Source organism: SAR324 cluster bacterium (assembly GCA_015232315.1).
GTDB lineage: Bacteria > SAR324 > SAR324 > SAR324 > NAC60-12 > JADFZZ01.
Map to the genome: position 1 here is coordinate 1 of JADFZZ010000051.1, position 20,273 is coordinate 20,273.

General features: G+C 46.1%; 12 protein-coding genes. 3 read left to right on the forward strand and 9 right to left on the reverse strand.

The window, feature by feature from the left end:
- A partial coding sequence (locus HQM11_20170) for a hemerythrin (GenBank protein ID MBF0353354.1) occupies nt 1-182 on the forward strand: 182 nt, incomplete at its 5' end.
- 20 nt (nt 183-202) lie between these two features.
- Here the strand turns inward: HQM11_20170 and HQM11_20175 are convergent.
- The 5 genes from HQM11_20175 to HQM11_20195 are packed head-to-tail and all read right to left on the reverse strand — an operon-like array spanning nt 203 to nt 7,666.
- Entirely contained in the window at nt 203-763 is a 561-nt protein-coding gene (locus tag HQM11_20175) for a hypothetical protein (GenBank protein MBF0353355.1), read from the reverse strand.
- A gap of 15 nt (nt 764-778) precedes the next feature.
- A complete protein-coding gene (locus HQM11_20180) occupies nt 779-2,545 on the reverse strand; it encodes a hypothetical protein (GenBank protein MBF0353356.1) in 1,767 nt (588 codons plus the stop codon).
- Nucleotides 2,546-2,582: 37 nt separating this feature from the next.
- Nucleotides 2,583-3,794 carry a hypothetical protein gene (locus HQM11_20185; protein MBF0353357.1) on the reverse strand — a complete coding sequence of 404 codons (1,212 nt, stop codon included), beginning with the start codon at nt 3,792-3,794 and terminating at the stop codon, nt 2,583-2,585.
- Nucleotides 3,791-4,246, reverse strand: a complete 456-nt coding sequence (locus HQM11_20190) for a hypothetical protein (GenBank protein MBF0353358.1) — start codon at nt 4,244-4,246, stop codon at nt 3,791-3,793. The genes HQM11_20185 and HQM11_20190 overlap by 4 nt, the downstream gene beginning before the upstream one ends.
- A gap of 39 nt (nt 4,247-4,285) precedes the next feature.
- Nucleotides 4,286-7,666 (reverse strand): SpoIIE family protein phosphatase, encoded by a 3,381-nt coding sequence (locus tag HQM11_20195; protein MBF0353359.1) that lies wholly within the window; start codon nt 7,664-7,666, stop codon nt 4,286-4,288.
- Nucleotides 7,667-8,100: 434 nt separating this feature from the next.
- Here HQM11_20195 and HQM11_20200 point away from each other — a divergent pair, with 434 nt between their 5' ends.
- Together HQM11_20200 and HQM11_20205 are read left to right on the forward strand one after the other, a co-directional pair.
- On the forward strand, nt 8,101-8,709 hold the full coding sequence (locus HQM11_20200) for a hypothetical protein (protein ID MBF0353360.1): 609 nt from the start codon (nt 8,101-8,103) through the stop codon (nt 8,707-8,709).
- 113 nt (nt 8,710-8,822) lie between these two features.
- Entirely contained in the window at nt 8,823-12,605 is a 3,783-nt protein-coding gene (locus tag HQM11_20205; GenBank protein MBF0353361.1) for a response regulator, read from the forward strand.
- A 229-nt stretch (nt 12,606-12,834) separates the two neighbouring features.
- On the opposite strand, the gene HQM11_20210 is transcribed toward HQM11_20205, so the two are convergent.
- The 4 genes from HQM11_20210 to HQM11_20225 are packed head-to-tail and all read right to left on the reverse strand — an operon-like array spanning nt 12,835 to nt 20,128.
- Nucleotides 12,835-17,175, reverse strand: coding sequence for a response regulator (locus HQM11_20210; GenBank protein ID MBF0353362.1), 4,341 nt, complete (start codon nt 17,173-17,175; stop codon nt 12,835-12,837).
- A complete protein-coding gene (locus tag HQM11_20215; GenBank protein ID MBF0353363.1) occupies nt 17,172-17,600 on the reverse strand; it encodes a hemerythrin family protein in 429 nt (142 codons plus the stop codon). The genes HQM11_20210 and HQM11_20215 overlap by 4 nt, the downstream gene beginning before the upstream one ends.
- A 25-nt stretch (nt 17,601-17,625) precedes the next feature.
- Nucleotides 17,626-18,102, reverse strand: coding sequence for a DUF393 domain-containing protein (locus HQM11_20220; protein MBF0353364.1), 477 nt, complete (start codon nt 18,100-18,102; stop codon nt 17,626-17,628).
- A complete protein-coding gene (locus HQM11_20225) occupies nt 18,083-20,128 on the reverse strand; it encodes a GNAT family N-acetyltransferase (protein MBF0353365.1) in 2,046 nt (681 codons plus the stop codon). Before HQM11_20225 ends, HQM11_20220 begins: the two co-directional genes overlap by 20 nt.
- Between the last annotated feature and the right edge of the window lie 145 nt (nt 20,129-20,273).

A 20,273-nucleotide genomic window follows, 5' to 3' on the forward strand; every position in this document is an offset into this window, starting at 1 on the left:
AAACACAGCATGTCTATTTTGTGGACAAACTCGAGGAATTGAAAGAGCAGGCAAAAAACTCATTCAACAGCCATCAACTTGCGGACCTGCTTAAAACACACCTGATCGACTGGCTGATCAATCATATCGTCAAAATGGATCAGCATTTGGCGGCATATCTCAAAAAGAACCGTGTGAGTTGAAAGGAAGGTAATCACTTTGGCTATTGCACAACACCGGGGGGGCGTGGCTGAGTGCCAGTTCCTGAGGGGGGCGACGTTGTGGTGGTAGGTTGAGTGCCAGTTCCTGAGGGGGGCGTTGTTGTTGTGGTCGTTTGAGTGGTTTTTGTCATTTGAATCACACCGAGGTTGGTGGTCTGGTTGTCCTGAACTGTTACATTGTTACGTATAGCTCTGTAAAGTGGAGTCGTACCATCACTGCCCAATCCCAGAAAACGCACGGTATAAACACCTGGAATAATCGCCTCCAGTACACCAACAGTGGCATCCTTCCCCAGACTCAACTGCAGATGGACTCCCGCAGAATTTTTAGCCACCTCCCCGGCATTGTTCAGCACAGAAACCTGAAGCTGAGAAACCTCCGCCGGAAGCGTCCTGGTGTTTCCCTCAGGGATCGATTCCGCCTGAGTGTCCCACGTCAGTTCAAAGATCACGCCGCCACCTGTCTGATCGTCATCACCGCATGAGATGACGACCAGCAGAGTCAACAATATCCACAAACATAGCCAAAAATTTTTACGAAAAAATACAACCTTATGTTTCATAGAACCTTGATTGGTTTAACGGAGTGTGAAGCGCACACCAAAATCAAAGGCAACACTCCGATCAGAATTTTCAATTTCATCTGATGCGGTATAAGTTGGAAGCGTGATGCCCATTCTGAAATTCCATCGATAAAACGACACGCCGAGAATAGTGTCCACAGTGGTTCGCTGATTGCCTAAGCCATTGTCTTCCAGGAGATCTTCCTGAGTTGAGGTACCGGAAAAAGCGGCATACATGCTCAAATAGTCACCCCACCAGAAAGCGGGTGTATCCAAACCAACAAAGAATGAAAAGATATCACCTTTATCCAGCAAATCTTCATCCACAGGACGAAACAAGGCAGAATAGCTGATCAAGTAAACGGTTGGACTGTATAGCCACATAAAACTCTGACTGAACTGATAATCAATCACACTTCGGGATCCGACCGCGACATTGCCTGAGGTGGTATAGAGTCCCATCGTGGTGAGCAGGGACATATCAGGTGTCAAGTTAGTCAGAAACTTGCCTGCTACCAGACTGTTGCCCCAACCTTTGGCTTCATCCGTTACAATGTAGGGAATAGAAACAGAGAGTTGGAACCATGAATTGAAATTATAGGAAAACGGCAGGGAATACACTTGCGCATCCTCTGAAATAAAACCGTTGGCTCCCGCGGAACCACTCCCTTTTTCAAAACCGTTTTCGGATTTTTTCTCCTTCTTTTCTTCTTTCTTTTCTGCGGGCTTTTTTGGGGGAGGCGGAGCCTGCTTTTTTTCATTTGGGGGAGGTGCTGTCGTACCGGTCCGGAGTTTACCATTATTGGGGGAATTCTGGCCGTCTTTGTTGACAACTGGTTCATTCACCTTCTGGTCTGTGGATCCTTGTGTGTTTGGCGCGGGATTGATCGTATTAACCGTTGATACAATGCGTTGTGTGTTCGGAACAGGATTGACCGTATTTGTCGTTGGTGTGTAAGGCACAACCGTTTGAGTGGTCGATGAACTGGTATTTGTGGTGGTTTCAACCCGTGCTGTATTTCCGGAATCTGTGGTGCCAGAGGTTACAACTTTGGTCTGTAAGGTGGTTTCCGTGCCTGTGTTGTTTTGTCCGGTGTTTGCCGTCGGAGCAATCGTTTGATTTTCCTGATTACCGCTACCAGGAACAGCATTTAAGGGGCCCTGCTCATTGGTTTCCTGATTTTCTGTTCCCTGTTCATTGCCCCCCTGATTACCTTGTCGCTGATTTTCCTGTCCCTGCCCATTGCCGCCCTGATTACCCCGGCCCTGATTGTTGAGGGCGTTGTTTTCCGGCTGATTTTTGTTTGCCTGGGATGGCTGGGATGGCTCAGCAGACAGGCTGTCTTTTCCTGCGGGAACAGGCATACGACCTGATGAGTCCTGTGATTGATTTATTGGACGTGTTTCCTGTGTTCCAGCTCTGTCCGGTGGTGTTTGTGGTGAAACATTGGGGCGTGCGGAATTTTGGTTCTGAAATCCGGGGGATGACTCCTGTTGTGGGGTTGAGGGCCTTACCACTGATGGCGTAACAGGCATCTGTTGAACCTGCGGACGAGGGGCGTTCACAGAAGTATTAACGGGCTCATGCAAACCGCTAACAGAATTTGTACCACTTCCCTTGATAGCGGAATTAACCTGAATTTCCTGAGCAGGATTCAGGCTTCCCGAGGGACAGACCGCGGCTCTATCAAGCAGAAAACAGATCCTCCCGTCAGCAACCGCAATGTCAGAATGCATTGAAAACATCAATAATATCGCAAGAACAGAAAGAAACCATTTCATGATTTAATCCTAAGATTATTCGAAAAAAATTGAGCGGTTAAAAACTGTAACCAATCGACAGCGAGGTGACTGTCGTGCTGACTGTTGGATTTCCGCCAGCATCCCTGATTTGATCCACAACGGTTCCACCTATAGTATTGTCACCACCAATGCCGACAATGAACATGGCGAACATGTTGTTATCAAAGGTATAGTCGGTTCCAAACACAAAGCCGATGCCCCGGCTGTTGATTGTTTCGGGATCAGTGTCGCCAATTTCAACCGATACGGAATGAAAACCCATTCCCGCAAACAGCGAGAACCGTTGCAGAAACCAGTTTTCAAACCAGTTGGCAAAAAACCAGTTGTATTCAACACTCACAATTGATCGTGAACTGAAACCGGAAGGATATGTAACCACAGGCTCCGCTTCAGAATCTTCCTCAGAATCCTCGGAATACGTCAATGAATTGATATCCCCACGGTACCATAAAAATGTTGCTGAAACCGGGATGGAAAGTCCGGGAAACCATCTTGCGCCCAGTGTAAAACCACCGGTGTCCAGAGCATATTGACTTGAAGAGTCCTGATCCATCACAAGTGTGAAATCCTGAGACGAAAGGGGACCCACAAATACTTTCAGCGTCAAATCTTTTACTGGTCGTGGTGGCGGTGGAAGAAACGGTGTGGAAGGTTCTTCCTGTGCTGTTCGTTGATGCACAGGCGGTGATTCCTCTGGCGCGACTTCCTCTGGTTCAGAATTGGGAGGTGCCGTAGTCGCTTTTGCGGCAGGTGCCACAACGACAGGCGGAGTCACGGGCGCCGCCTGATTGCTCTGGGAACATTCATTGACCAGATCCGCATAAGCTTCACATAATTTTTCACGGGATGCGGTTCCGGAACGGTAAATCGCATTGAGAAGCCCCTGTTTCAACCCTTCCTTGCCACGAAGTTTTGAATCGCCAAAAGAACTGCTGCGCTGGCCGGAAAGCACCACTTCCAGACCTTCCCGATCTTCAACCACAGCCACCCGGTACACACATTCGTTGGGTCCCACGCCGGAGGGCGGAACCATTTCCACCCATTCGACAAACTGGCGAATCAAACTCAACGAAAGGAATTCCACGGTTTTAGCTTCATAGGATCCTGTGCTTTCCACCAGGACATAACAGGTTTCACCCCACACCGGCATGATCAGCATGGACCAGACACCGAGAGACAACAGCCATTTCTTGATAAGGCTCCATAGTTGGAACTGTTGATATTTCATGACGTCCACTCCAGAAAATCAAGGATGTCTTCCTTGTCCATCTCCATTTCCTCACCACATTCAGGACATGAGGGAATGGGATAATCATTTTGCTGAACCTGCTCCAGTGTGAGCAGTTGTGTTTTCTCTTCCCCGCAATCAGCACAGGCGTAATCAATAAAAAACGATTGAATCGCGATGTTTTTTGAAAAGGAAGGAATCATGTTGCACTGGAGTAAAATGGGCAGGGAGCATTCATGATATTCAATGCTGATCTGTTTCTCACGCAATTCCTGAAGACCATCAATCCACATTTTAACGCCAATGGAATTGGTAGACACCACACCCTTCAAATTCAGAATCAGCGGATTTTTTCCACTGTGAACCACCGGTGCCATGTTCATGTACTCGTTCAGCTTTCCTGACACGAAACAGATTCCGTTTTCAGAAAATTCAATCTTCATCTCAGACATAAAGCTCCATTAGAGGCAGAGAGTTTGAAATAGTGGGAATTATTTTACTTTTCCAACAATCAGTGTGATGTCGTCACCTCGGGGATGATCGGCGTAATGCGCATAAGCCACTTCAATAATCCGGTTTTTGATTTGTTCAGCAGTGAATCCTTCGCATTCCTGAATGGCTTTTTTCAGACGTTTTTCGCCAAACATTTCTTCAGCGGGACTTTCATTTTCAATCAGACCATCCGTGTACCAGATGACGACATCATCGGGTTGCAGTGCAAAGGTCTGCACCTGATAAACACTGCCTTCACTGTAGCCCAGATGATCACCGGGAATATTCAGATTCATGAAGGGTTTTTGTTTTTCACGATTCTGGCGTGTGACCGTGAATTGGGAGGGACGCCAAATCAGACAGGGATTATGAGCCGCACTGGAATAGGTCAATGTTTTTTGTTTCAGATCCATGATGGAGTAAAAGAAAGTCATGTTGTATTGCCCTGACGCTGTTTCGTGCAGGAGATTGTTGAGCAATCCCAAGAGATAGGACGGTTCCAGAAGTTTATTATCCAGTTCTCCATATTTTTCAAGTTCCTGACGGTGTTTTTCCAGCGAATGATAGAAACTGTTGACCAAAGCCGTGATGATCGCCGCCGGCGCGCCATGTCCGGTCACATCACCAATCAGGACGTCGAGGGTATGCGTGTCATTGTGGTAACGGTAATCATACCAGTCGCCACCGGTTTCTGAGGCCGATTGGTAAAAGCTCGAAATATCAAAACATTCAAGGTGGGGATCTTCCTTGGGAATCAACAGTTCCTGCACCATGGAGGCAGTTTGCAGTTCCATTTCCAGCCGTTCCGCGCTTTTTAAGCCTTCAACCGCGTATTTGAACGCCACATGGGTTTGCACCCGGGCCATCAGTTCTTCCTTGTGAAACGGTTTGCACAGATAGTCATTGGCCCCATACTGAAGTCCCCGCACCATATCTTCCACCTGATTTTTGGCAGTCAACATGATGATGGGCATCAACACAGGATCATGCCTTTTGCGGATGGTCTGGCAGACTTCATAGCCACTCATGCGGGGCATCATGATATCCAGTAGCATGAGATCAGGTTTTTCCTTTTCCACCAGATCCAGTGCCTCAAAGCCATCCTGTGCGGAAATAACGTCGTAACCGCGGATCTTCAACTGGTTCTTCAACACTTGAATATTCACAGGCTCATCATCGACCACCAGCACTTTGGGAATCCGGCCATCTTCTTGCCGAATGAGCGCGACCGGACGCAGATTGGCGGATTCAACCGGTTCTTCAGGAGCGGATGTCACTTCAGTTTCAGCTTTTGTTTCTACAGGTTTTCCTGTGGTCAACACAGGCTCTGCGACCCCCGATTCCAGCGATTCCACTTCAGGCCGTGTCAACACAGGAGTTGATCGCATCTCTGACACTTCGCCACTTTGTGTCAGTGGCAGAGTGAAAAAAAACACAGACCCTTTGCCTGGTTCACTTTGAACACCAATGGTTCCACCATGCAGTTCAATCAATCGTTTGGTGATGCTGAGCCCAAGCCCTGTTCCGCCATATTCTCTGGCGGTGGAACCATCCCCCTGTTCGAAAGATTCAAAAATTCTGGATTGCTGATTGGCGGGAATGCCAATTCCGGTGTCTTCGACCGCGACATGGATCCAATTGTCTTTGAGTTCCGCTTTGATCCGGACCTCTCCTGCATGCGTGAATTTGATGGAGTTTCCCAGCAAGTTCAGCAGGATTTGCTGAAGTCTGTTTTCATCGGCCTGAATTAGCGGAAGATCGTTGGGGACCAGGTTCACCAGTTGCAGGGATTTATTCCCGATCAAGGCTTGTGACAGCGAAACCGCCAACTGGACAATGTCAGGAAACACAACTTTTTTAATTTGTAATTGCAGTTCCTGTTTTTTCATTTTGGAAAAGTCCAGGATGTCATTGACCAGATTAGCGAGTCGTTTTGCGCTCTGGATGACCATTCTCATGGTCTTGGCCTGTCCAGCATTCACAGCGCCTTCAGCACCATCCAGCAGCGAATCGGTCAGACCGATGATTCCATTGAGAGGCGTGCGCAGTTCATGGGAGGTGTTGGCCATGAATTCATCCTTGAGTTTGTCTGCCTTTTTCAGATTTTCAATGGATTCCTCCTGAGCCTTGATCGCCTGTTTTTGCGCTTCGATCGCTTTTTCATTGGCCTGTAACGCTTCACGCTGTGCCAGAAATTTTTCACGCCGTTCCAGATTAATGCGGTCGGCCAGGGCCAGAGACAACAAAATCACCTGAAGAGCCGAACCAATCTGAATGCCGTAATTTGTCAGAAAATTGCTGGGGATCAACCCGGCCGCGCTCAACCCGGTCATAACAATTCCGGAAAGCAGAGCGGCAAACGCAAACACATAATACCGGGCCGGAGAATAGTTGTTTTTCCAGCAGATAAGGGCGACAGCGATCAGGAAAAACGGAGAAATCACCACCAACGCAACCGCCAGTTTGATGCTCAGGGCATATTTTGCCACCAGCGACACAACCATCACAAGGCCGAATCCTGTCAACAAACCGGTGAGAACATGGTTCAGTCGTGGAGCATAGCGTCTGGCATGCAGGAATGATTTACTGAAAATCAGCAGTCCGAAAAAAGCGCCGCCAATCCAGAATGGAACACTACGGTTCGCCCACCACATCCAGTTGGGCCAGAACAATTCAGTAGCAAGTCCGTTCAGAGACATTTGAAACAGACTGTAAGCCACCACATAAAATACATAATACAAATAACTGCGATCCCGAATGGCTGTATAGATAAACAGGTTATACAGCACCATCACCAGCATGATGCCATAATACAGTCCGAAGCCATATTGTTCCGCATGATCTTTTTCCGTAAACGCGAAGGCCGACCAGAGCGTCAGTGGAAACTGCATGGAGCTTTCTGTCACGAAGCGCATATAAAACGTCTGCTGTTGATTGGGCGGCAACGGGATCATGAAAGTGGGATTGCGGTGTGTGAGCGCTCTTGACGAAAACGGCAGGGTGTCGCCGGAGCGTTTGATCTCAAAAGTTCCATCAGGCTGAGGAAGATACAGTTCGATCAGATCCATCGGTGGATAACCATACTCCAGCAACCAGGTCTGGTCTTTGGGAAAAGGATTTTCGATGGTAAACCGTACCCAGTAAATGGCCTTGGTGAACCCGAAACTCGGTGTGTCTTTCTGGCTGGGTTCCCAGGTCGCTGACTTCACCTCATCAATCGTGAACTTGCGTTCCGGATCGACCAGAATTTCCAGATGCCGTCCTATGGAATATTGATTCTGTCCTTCATCAAGCACCACTGGTGTGACACTGAAGCCCTTGAGCGGGAATGAGAACAGACAAAGGAAAACTAAAATGGCGAGAGGGATCATTCGCGACATGGGGACCCTGTTTTTTTCCGAATAATGATTGGAGGATTTAAAAACCAACTTCTCCTTGTATTAAACGTTTCAGAACAGGTTTGTCAACGAATCAATATCCAGAATTGACGTTACTGATAAAAAGGATGAGGTTTTTGCACGTCGGCCCGTTGTTTTGACCTGGCTTCCTTGAGGCCATCCCTCACGAGTTTGACCTTGCCATCGGTTAGAAGTTTATGGCATACCTCCTGTTATGAACTCGACAGTGGTAAGTTCTCAGCTTTCAGTTCTCAGTTTGGGGTTGGTCACATTTTCGGACAATGAACTGCGTGTCATTTCGAACCGTAGGTGAGAAATCTTTTCAGCCCGGCATGTTCAGATCTCTCACAGGCGTTCGAGATGACAAAGTGGCCCAATCTGTGACCAACCCCGAAACTTATAAGCGATAAGAAATTATGGTTATTCAACAAATCCCTGTTTTTGATCCAAATCCATCACTCAGATCATCTCTGAAATTGCTGAGAGAGTGTGGCATTACAAACTTTGCTTTGATTGGCAGAATAGCCACATGGCTTTATTTGCCATCCGATCGTCAACAATTTACAAAGGATGTTGATTTTGCGATTTTAACTCAAGATTCGTCAAAAATGGAGGAAACACTCAAACAACAAGGACTTAAGGTTCACCTGTTACCTATAGGTGGTGTTGCCGTGAGAGAATCTGATTTGATTGTAGATTTTATTGATAGACGATTAGATGGATTTGATCTGCTTTTCAGAGAAGCCATAGAAAATGCCAGAAGAGATATAGAGATGTTCGGAGAAATTGTGCCTGTAGTAAGCTTGCAGTATTTAATTACTATGAAGTTGGTTTCTGGTGAGCCTAAAGATGATCTGGATGTAAAAACTCTCTTATTGGCAGAAAAAATTGATTATGATGGATTACGCGTACTCGTGAAGAAATATTTAGGTCCTGTTACAGCAAACCGACTGGATGTATTTGCTAGAGAAGTAGGGATACTTCCTCCAAGAGGGCCATATAAATGGGATGACGTATCAAGTTGATTTTCAAACAGCAATTCTAAATTTGGGATTTAGCCGGGTTTAGCCGGTTCGATTTTGAGTTGTTCACACATATAAGTCATCAAACGGTAGCCCTCTAATTACAGTATGAATTTATGATGCACTCAATAATTATCCATTCTGCCTTAAAAGCATTTTGGTTTATCGCATTGTTCATCGCATTGCAACCGGTTTGTCAAGCCATTGAACTTACGCCCGAAGAGCAAACATACCTTCAAAATCATCCATCGGTCACCATGTGCGTGGATCCGGACTGGATACCTTTTGAACGAATTAATGAAAACGGCGAACACGAAGGCATTGCCGCTGACCTCATCAGGCTGGTTGCGGAGCGGACAGGTCTCAATCTTCAACTTTTTCAGGCAAAAATCTGGGATGAAAGTGTTCAGGCCTCCAAGGAAGGAAAATGCCAGATTTTGAGTTTTATCAATCAAACATCCAAGCGAGAAGAATGGCTTATTTTTACTGATCCAATTTTTACTGACTCGAATGTTTTTATCACCCGCGAAGAACACGATTTTATTTCGGATCCCGCCAGTCTCATCAATGAATCCATCGCGCTTCCACGTGAAACCTCCATGGAAGAACGATTCAGGAATGATTATCCCAATCTTTCCATCATTCGAACAGGATCAGAACAGGAGTCCATCACCCTCGTTTCAGAGCGTAACGCTGATATGACCATGCGGTCGCTCATTGTTGCCGCCTATACAATCAAGACAGAGGGCCTGTTTAATCTCAAGATTTCAGGAGAAATTCCCCGCTACGCAAATAAACTTCGAATGGGTATCCTGAAAAATGAACCCATCCTCCGTAATATTCTCAACAAGGGTGTCCAAACCATAACACCTCAGGAAACTGGTTCGATTGTCAACAGGCATGTGTCCATCAATGTTCAGACGGCCATTGATTATTCCCTGATTATAAAAATTATTATCGGTTTTCTGGTGCTGGGAGCCGCAGGATTCTATTATAATTTCAAGCTCAGGCAATTGAATGCCAAAAAAACAGAATTTTTTACCAACATGAGTCATGAACTGCGCACCCCCATGAATGCCATCATCGGTTTTTCAGGATTGGCCCTGAAGACAGAACTCAGCCCCAGTCAATATGATTATCTTTCCAAAATCGAAACCGCCGGAAAATCACTGTTGCGGATTATCAATGACATCCTCGATTTTTCAAAAATTGAAGCTGGAAAAATTGAAATGGAGTCTGTCGAGTTCAACCTGGAAGAAGTGATGCAAAACATCATTGGTATCGTTTCTGTCATTGCCACTCAAAAAAATCTGAAAATAATTCATCAGATTGACAGTGAAGTTCCCCGGTTCTTAAAGGGTGATTCCTTACGTCTGGGGCAGATTCTGATCAATTTGGTCAACAATGCTGTCAAATTCACTGAAGCAGGACATATCCTGATCAAGGTAGAACAGGTACATCAGTCTGAAACACACAGTACCCTTCGATTCACTGTGAGTGACACTGGAATCGGCATGACGCCTGAACAAACCGCCAGGTTATTTTCTTCCTTTTCGCAGGGGGACAGTTCCATTACCCGCAAGTATGGTGGAACAGGGTTGGGGTTGGTCATCTCCAAACGTCTGGTGGAAATGATGGAGGGACAGATTGCTGTGGTCAGTGAACCCGGAAAGGGCAGTACCTTTTTTTTCACGATCAAGCTTCTCCGCATTCCTTCGGTTAATCCGCCGCTTCAACTGATTTCAAGGGATGGCATCGGACTCAAAGCAGGAATTGTCAATGAAACACCTGTGACCAAAGAAATTTTGTCAGAACAATTCCAGAAAACATCTCCCCTTGTGAAAACCGCCAGTGACAGACATGGTCCGAAATGGAATGACAACGCTGTATTGTTGGTAGAAGACAACCTGTTGAATCAGCAGGTTGCCCTTGAAATTTTGACAAGAGCGGGATTGCGGGTAGATATTGCCAATAATGGTCGTGAAGCCGTAGAGACTCTTCAGAAAAAGTCCTACGATTTGGTGCTGATGGATCTCCAGATGCCTGTAATGGGAGGATATGAAGCAACGGAACTGATTCGTAAAAACCCGGAATACAAGGATTTGCCTGTTATTGCGATGACCGCTCATGCCATGGGTGGCACCAAAGAAAAATGTCTGGCCGCAGGCATGAATGATCATGTCAGCAAACCGATTGATCCAGCTCAGTTATTTTCTGTTCTATCAACCTGGCTCACACCTGTAAGTAGCAATCACACCATCACCGAGACTGTTGTTTCAACAACCGCGGTCAGGCGCGCAAAACATCCCACAGGTGTATTTGCTGAACCTCTGGCAGGTATTGATCTTCATGAAGGACTCACACGATTGAATGGAAATCAGAAATTATATGCGGAATTACTGCTGTCTTTTCCACAAAACTATCACTCTATTGTTGATGACATTCGAAAGGCCATTCATAACCATGATTTCCTCATGGCAAAACAGATTGCTCACACCTTGCAGGGACTTGCCGGAAATCTTTCACTGCAAGAAGTTCATGACACAGCTCGTGCTCTGGAAATGAGTCTGAAAGAACAAGATGACGCCAATTACCCCGAACAGAGTGATCGTCTCGAACTTGCCTTGAGCAAAGTTTTTGAGATTCTGAAAACGATTGAACCCCAACTTCATGAGGTACTCAACAGGTTCACTCCTGCAGGCGTTTTAGAACAAACAGATTACAAACCAACAAAGCCCACAATACTGATTGTGGATGATGAGTCCGCCAACACTCAAATCCTGACAGAACTCCTGCATCAGGACTATATGATTCTCGTGGCCAATAATGGCGAGCAGGCTATTCATCTGGCCAATGCAACAGAAAAATTAAATCTCATTCTACTGGATGTTACGATGCCGGAAATGGATGGTTATGCGGTCTGTAAGGCATTGAAAGCGAATCCCGCCACCCGGAAAATTCCTGTGATTTTTATTACGGCCAAAACAGATGAAAAGAATGAAATTCAGGGATTTGAAATGGGCGCGGTGGATTATGTGACCAAACCGTTTCGCCCGGTAGTGGTCAAGCAACGGGTTAAAACGCATGTAGAACTCCGCATCACAACAGACGCCCTGGAAATTACCAATCAATCCCTGGTGCTGGCCAATGAGGAACTGGAAAATCATAATGAGCGGATAACAAAAGACCTGAAAACCGCGGCGGTGCTTCAGTCCCAACTATTTACCGATTTCACGACACCGGAGTTTCTTGAAATCGCCGTACACTATCAGGCTCATTCGCATGTTTCCGGAGATATTTACAAGCTTTACGCCAATGCGTCGGGTCAGTTCAATTTATTCCTTGGAGACAGCACCGGTCACGGTGTTGCGGCCGCACTGACCACCATCATGGTAAATACGCTACTCAGTCAAAATACTAAGGCGTCTCCAGGCGAAGTCATAACGTTCATCAATGACGAATTGAAAGCGAATTTACCTGATGAACGATTTATGTCCGCAGTTCTTCTGCAAATCAGGAAGGATGGGGATCTGACTATTGTTAACGCAGGACATCCTCCTGTGATCATCCTGCCAGCCAGCGGCGATAACGTTGAAATTTTAACCGCCAATTGTATGGTACTGGGGGTGGTTCAAGCACCCTTGTTCCAATCTCGGGAAAAATTGTATTCACTTCAACCTGGCGCTTTGGTGGTTTTTTTCACGGACGGCATTACTGAAAGACGTAACTTAGATGATGAAATGTTCGGAGAGAAAAGATTGATCCGGTTTATTCAGGAAAACCATAAACTAGAGTTGAGCATGCTACTGGAAAAACTATTGCTGGAGGTTGAGCATTTTGCGGCAGAAACACCTCCAGATGATGATGTTTCTGTGGTTATGTTCCGTTATGTAGGATAATGAAGCATTTCTGTGTTCCACAAGGTTTTCGAGCTGTGCAGGTACTTTTTTAGCCACGAAGTACACGAAGAACACAAAGTAAAAAAGGAATATGTACCAGTAAACTGGAAAATCAGGGTTTCACGGAGGACTTCATTTATATAAAAAACCTTTTTTTCGTGTTCTTGGCGTTCTTGGTGGCTCATTTTCAGACCACCTGCACAGTTCCACGGTTTTCAGGAACAGGTGTTTATTTGGTATCCAGCGAGATGATTCCGTCCCAGCCTTCCTTGACGCCTTCGTGGGTCAGGAATTCACAGCGTTCCATAAAAACTCTGGAGGTTTCATCACCAGGTGTTTGGGTCAGGCATTCCTTGAACAATTGGGCCGCTTCCGCAAATTCCCGATGTTGATAATGCAACCATGCGGTTTCAAAAGTTTTTAAGGTTTTGCATTTGCCATCAAACAGTTCCGGCGGGTCCGCGTCAAACACTTCATACACTGAAACCGCGTCAGATTTGCCTTTCACCTTGACCTGATCAATGAAGCGGGTGTGCTTGTGTGTGTTGACCAGAGTGTAAAAGGTGGTCTGACTGATCAGCAAGGGGGTTTTATAAATTTTGGTCAGTCCCTGAAGTCGGGCTCCCAGGTTGACCGCATCGCTGATGACCGTACTTTCCATCCGGTTGATTCCGCCAATGGTTCCCAGCATCATGCTACCGGAATTGATACCGATACCAATCTTGATGGGTTCATAGTTGTTGTGTGAACGGTGAATGTTGTAATCAGCCAGCGTTTTGAGCATCTGAATTCCCGTGTTGACCGCATCCTCTTCCCGCTGAGGGAACAAGGCCATGATTTCATCACCAATATACTTGTCCACAAAGCCATGATTTTCCCAGATGATGGGTTCCATGCGTTTCAGATAGGAATTGATAAAATTAAAATTTTCAATGGGTGTCATCTGTTCTGAAAGTGAGGTGAACGAACGGATATCCGCGAACATCACACTCATATGCCGCTGGATACACTCTCCCAGACCGACATCCACAATGCTTTCCTTGTCGAGCAGTTCCAGAAACTCATGCGGAACAAACCGCTGATAGGCCCGGTTGGTGTGAGACAGATAGATGTGATTTTTGACACGGGTGATCAGTTCCTGCTTGTTGAACGGTTTGATGAGATAATCATTCGCTCCCATATTCAATCCCTGGATCAGATCGGAAATCTGATTTTTTGCGGTCAGCATGATGATGGGAAGTTCAGAGGGGCCATAGGTTTTTCTGATTTTCGAGCAAACTTCATAACCACTCATTCTCGGCATCATCAAATCCAGGATAATCAGGTCAAATTTGGTATTTGCCAGTAATTCCAGACCCTGGAAACCATCATTGGCCGTGATGGCTTCATAACCATGATGGGTGAGTTGATTTTTCAGGACACGAAGATTTACAGGTTCATCATCAATGATCAGAATCTTGCGAACATCCCTGGTTATCGGCAACTCCATCGAGATGACCGCAATGTCAGAAACAGGAGATTCCATTCCCGCGGTAAGGGGTTTGTGTTCAGCCTGATCCGGGATGAAGTGCACCCGTTTTATATTATGGGAACTTTCTATGGGAGGTTCCTTGGCGATGGGGAGTGTGAACGAAAAAGTAGAACCCTTACCAACCTCACTGGTGACTGTTAATTTTCCCCCATGCAGTTCAACAAGGTTGTTGGTGATAGAAAGCCCCAGTCCGGTTCCTCCATATTCACGGGCCGTTGAGCCATCGCCCTGTTCGAAGGGATTAAAAATTTTTTCCTGCAGATGTGTCGGAATTCCGATTCCTGTGTCTGTGATGGAAATTTTCAGCATTTGTTCCGGTTCTTCACTGGCTGAAATGGTCACAGAACCTTCATGGGTGAATTTCACAGCATTGCCCACCAGATTGAACAGAATCTGTTGCAGGCGTTCTTCATCAGCCAGAACAGGAGGCAGGGTTTCAGGCAACTGGTTACGAAGGCTCAGTTTTTTACGTTCAACCGCGGTTTTTGTGAACATGAGAATAATTTCTACCGTTTTGCATAGATCCAGTGAATTTTTATGCAATTCAATTTCCCGATTTTTCATTTTGGAAAAATCAAGAATGTCATTGACCAGGTTCGACAATCGCTTGCCGCTTTGGGCAATCATCTGGAGATTTTCGATCTGCGCTTCGGAAAACGCCGCCAGACTTTCGTCCAGAATCGATTCGGCCAGTCCAATGATGCCATTCAGTGGCGTTCTTAATTCGTGAGACGTGTTGGCCAGAAATTCGTCTTTGAGATGATCCAGTTGAAGTTGTTTCTGATAGAGTTGATCCGTTTTTTCTTTTTCCTCCCGCAAGCGTTCTTTTTCTAATTCATTTTTATGCATTTTGTAACGCACAACCTCCTGAATCCCCAATCCCAGCACCACGATCCCGCTCAACAAACAGAGTGCGATAAACCAACCTTCCATCCAGATGGGCGTTAACACTTCAAAGGAAATATTCCGGGTCGCGCTTTCCTTGCCTGAATCAGCGGTCAACCTGGCATGGAGGGTATATTTTCCGGGGGACAGGTTGGTATAAATGGCCTGATGCAGTTCGGACGTCCACCATTCCCGGTCCAGTGGTTCCAGAAAAAAATGGTATTTGATTTCTTTGGGGAGAAAAGAATAAACACTGTCGAAATGAAAGGTAAGGTTGTTGTATTCAGGATCAAGAGGCGCGGACAACCTTGAGGGAACCTGAGATTGACGGTTAATCTCCACATGGGAAAGATGTATCAGCGGCACCACACCCTGGTCAATCGAGGCCAGTTTCCATTCAATCCGTGAAAGTCCTCCATAGGTGCCCATATAAAGATAGTCCCCCTCAATCCATTTGGCATGAATGTAGACTTCATTGCCTGACAATCCCCGTGCCTTGTTCAGCACCAGCTCAATTTTCATGTCCTGGTTTACCCGATACAGGCTATCAGCCGTCCCGACCCATAATTTGCCGTCAGGAGCCACGATGAGGGCATTGATCACTTCCTCCGTGAGTATGGGCAACAGTTCAAAATGATCATTTTTCCAGACATTGATGCCTTTACCGGTGCCTACCAGCACACCCCAGCGAGGGTCTTCCATTAGGTCCCAGATGTTGGCATGGGTGAGTCCGTGATCTATGCCATAATGTTTCCATTCCTGATGGTCATAAAGGGAAACACCCTTTTCCGAACCAAACCATAGTTTTTTGTCGTGATCTTCCAGAATAACCCACACATTGTTGCTGGGCAGTCCCTTTGAGGTATTCATCACAGGAACTATTGTCTCCTCTGTTATCGTGAACAATCCCTGGTTCTGCATGACAGTCCAGTAAAAGCCTTTGCTGTCTCGCAAAAGCAACAGCGATTGATCGCCCATTTTCTTCAGAATCTCTCCCTCTGGACTGAGTTGGACAATATCCGTATCTGTGCATGCCCAGACCAGGTTGGCTCGGGTATCCAGTTCAATGTGATTCACATAACCGATTTCAACATGCTTCAGCACATTCCAGTCATGATCCATGATCACCAGACCATTTTCACCGCCAATCCAGAAATGGCCACTGGCATCTTCGACAATATCGGTGACGATGGTTTCGGATGGCAATGTGGAAACATTGACGATTTTCCGGGATAACACCATGCTGAGTCCGGCATGCCCCATCCACACAAACCCTTCACGGTCCTGGATCAATGTTACGATGGAAGGCGATCCCAGCAACTCAGCCTGGTAAACCGCCTGGGATTCAGGAGACCATTGCCAGATGTTGGAATTGGAATACGCAAAAAGCTGGTGCCCGATTCCCTGCGTAACGCCTGTCAGTGATTCTTTCAGCATGGAATCAGCCAGTTTGTTGAGCCCACCATCCTGCCAGGCATACAAGGCGTTCGTGCTGACCAGATAGAGCGTTTTATCTGTCTCATTAAATGTCATGGCAAGCACATGAAAATCCACTTCCGTCACATGATCAAACCGGCGCTCAGTGGAATTCCATTGATAAAAGCCTGTTTCCGCTCTCAGAAAAACATTCCCTGCAGAATCCCCTGTCACATACCAGTAAGAATTGGCATCAATGATTCCATTCAAGGGATAGGGGGTGGATTGTCCATTGCGAAACAGATTGGCGCCGGCTTCAGTGATGATCCACAAGCCCTCGTTTTCAGCCGGCCAGAGTGCAAAAATATCATGGCCGATCAACAGGTTTTCAGTCGAGTGGTTGGTGATTGTTTCTTTATCAATGGAACCGATCCCACCATCATAAGTGTACCAGATGATGCCGCTGGTATCCTGTGTGATGGACCGAACGATGGCTCCTCCCAAGCCCTCTGTTTCTGTGAAGTTTTTGAATTCATGGCCATCAAATCGGCTGAGGCCGCCATAGGTGCCGATCCATAAATAGCCTTCACGATCCTGATACAGGGAGAGGACATCATTCTGAACCAGACCATTGCTGCCATTGTAAAAACGGATGGGATATTTCTGCGCAAACACCGGAACACTGGTGAGCAAACAGCACAAGATTATGAAAATAAACCGGAAGATTCGATTATTCATGTGGTTTCCAACTCATTGTCCAGGTGATGGTGAATATAATAACCCAGCTCCTGATCCGATGTTTTGATATGATTCATGAGCCATTGAATACAGAGTTGATACAGATCCAGAATCAGTCTTGATTTGTTATTTGATGTTTCCCAATTCATTTTGAAGACCTTCAATTTTTGTATGAAGGCGTTATGCTGTCGTTTGTGTTTGGGATAATCAGGATACTTCTGATGTTTCATGCACCATTCCTCAGCATTGAAATGGCTCACCACATAACCTGTGAGGAAATCCAGCATGTTTGCGGTTTCAGTTTCGCCATTTCCATTCTGGATTGCGTCATACAGCATGTTCACTCGCTTAAAAATTTCCTCATGTTGTTTGTCGATCACAGGATTATCCACACAGTAAGCATCACTCCAATCTACCCGATCCATAAATTAACTCCTTGATGTGAATTCATCACTTTTGAAATGCAAAATCGCGAATTTGAAAAATTTCTGACAGAAATCTGGATTGTTGTTCAGGATTAGGCACCAGACAGTGCTGTTTTTTGCCGAACCACTGATATCGATGACGGGAAATCAGATCATAAACGCTGTCTCTCCAGCGTTGTGGAAACCATCCCAGAATCTTGAAAAAACGCCAGTATCGCCCCAGACCAGACATAATTTTCAGCACAGCGTCACTCTGTGTCCAATAATGGGAGGAATCGAATAATACAAGTGTTTTACCAGTTGCCAATGTCAAATCCGCTTGTGTAAAAAGCCATTGAGCCAATGCTGAATGCTGACCCGTGAAATAGAAATACCGTTTTTGATCATATTTCATTAAAAATTGAACCGAACCGGTACACAAAACACAGTCCTCATCAAACACAATCAAAGCATGTTGTTTGAGGGAAATGACAGGTATTTTTTTACCTGGAGTCTGATTCATTGCTTTTCCCACGTTGTGTTATTTTTTTTAGCGTTGAGCCAAGGGCTTTGAACAATCCTCCATTAGCTGAAGGTTTTCCCGCGACTTCCGGAGGCCTGGAGGTGCCGGGTTTCGCCTGAGGTTTGGTTTCTGCGGGAGGAAGAGGAACAGGCTTTCCAGTGATGTCAAACACATAGGAATACACACCAAACTCCGCTTTCCGTTCAAACGGATATCCCGCACGTTCAAAGGTTTTATTCATGGCGGTATTATCACACAGCACATCGGCTTTCACTTTGATATGACCTGAATCCTGAGCAATTTCAATCAACCGGTACAGCAGATATTTGCCCAGCCCCTGTCCCTGCCATTCATCCAGAACCTGGAAGGCTATTTCTGGAACGCCATCATGCGTATCAATCACCCACTGAGCCATGCCCACCATCTCATGATTGGCTTCTTCCGGTGGATACAGAGCCGCCAGGGCCATATCACGGGAGTAATCAATGTCTGTAAATTTTTGCAACACCAGTTGCGGCAGAGAACGGATATGTTTGAAATAACGCATGTAAATGCTGCGGTCAGACAACTTGTGGAAGAAATCTTTGACATGCCCTTCATCCACAGCCTTGATCGGGCGTATCAGCACCCTGTTTCCGTTGCGGGCAATATAAACACTTTCCCATTCCGAAGGATAGGAGCCCTTGAACGAATGCCCGGGCTGGGTCTGACTGACATAGTTGTGTTGTTTGGCAAATTTCAATAAATTATCGCGGAATTTGGGATGTGAAATTTCAATGAGCGACAAGGACCGTTCCCGGATTGTTTTTCCATAAAGATACGCAATGCCATATTCCGTACACACATGCTGAACTTCTGCCCGTGTCAAAACCACGCCAGTGCCTTTACGAAAGGCGGTGACAATGCTGGGCGCTCGCCCTTTGTCATGGGTTGACGGCATCACAACAAATGCTTTTCCACCCTCAGAGGCCATGGCTCCACGGGTAAAATCTGATTTTCCGCCAAATCCCCCCAGAAATTCATAACCTCTTGATTCCGAACAGACCTGCCCGGTGAGATCCACTTCAAAACCTTCATCAATGGCAACCATTTTGGGATTTGAGCCTATCGTTTCCACATGATTGATGCGTGACAGCGGAGTGAATTCAAGATCCTGGTTATTGTGAATGTAATCATAAAGTTCCTGGCTTCCGAAACAATGAGAAATGACGGTTTTGCCCGGCATGAAGGTTTTGTTTGAATTATCCACGGCACCCGATTGAATCAAGCGCATGAGGCCATCTGTCAACAATTCCGTATGAATGCCAAGATGTTGGTGTGAATGCAGGTGTTTCAACACATAGTTTGGTGCTTTTCCCAATCCCACATGCAGGGTTGAGCCATCTTCTATTGCTCCGGCAATATGACGGCCGATCTCATCATAAACATCCTGCTCTTCCTGACTCAGAGGAACAGGCACAAACAATTGTTCCATGTTCATCAACGGAGCATTGTTTTCAACCCAGTAATGGATAATCGCTGACGGAATGGCAGACTGTCCACAGGTTCGGGGCATGTGCTCATTCACTTCCGCAATCACCAGACTCGCTTTGGCGATAACTTCAGGTGTGATGTCCAGACCAATGCCCAGATTGCACATTCCTGATTCATCCGGTGGAGCCACCTTGAGCAAAACAACATCAACCTTGATTTGTCCGTTGCGGATCAGTCGTGGAATGTCAGAAATGCTGAGTGGTGTGTAATCGGACCATCCCTCCCGAATACTGTTGGAGAGAGGACGCGTGACATAAAACGTATTGGCCCTGAAACGTTTGCTGGTCTCTTCGGCCATATATGAGGGATGAAGACTTCCGGGAAAGAACTGGATAATTTCGGTATCCACCATGCCATATTGAGGCAATACCAGGGAATCCATGAGCAACTGCGGCGATGCGGCCATGTTGCCCGCATAAATATGGCTTCCCATTGGGATTTTCTGGATGGCGTCATCCAGTTTCAATTGTTTTGCTTTCCATTCATTTGTCATAACCTCACCTTCACGTGTGTTAAGTTAACCGATCATGAAAAAATAATTTCACCCCGGGTGATGAAAATGATATAATCGTTCTTGAGGCTGAAAGCACTCGTTCTACTCTTTAGCGATTCAATCCTGAAAGTTAAGCTGAGTGTAG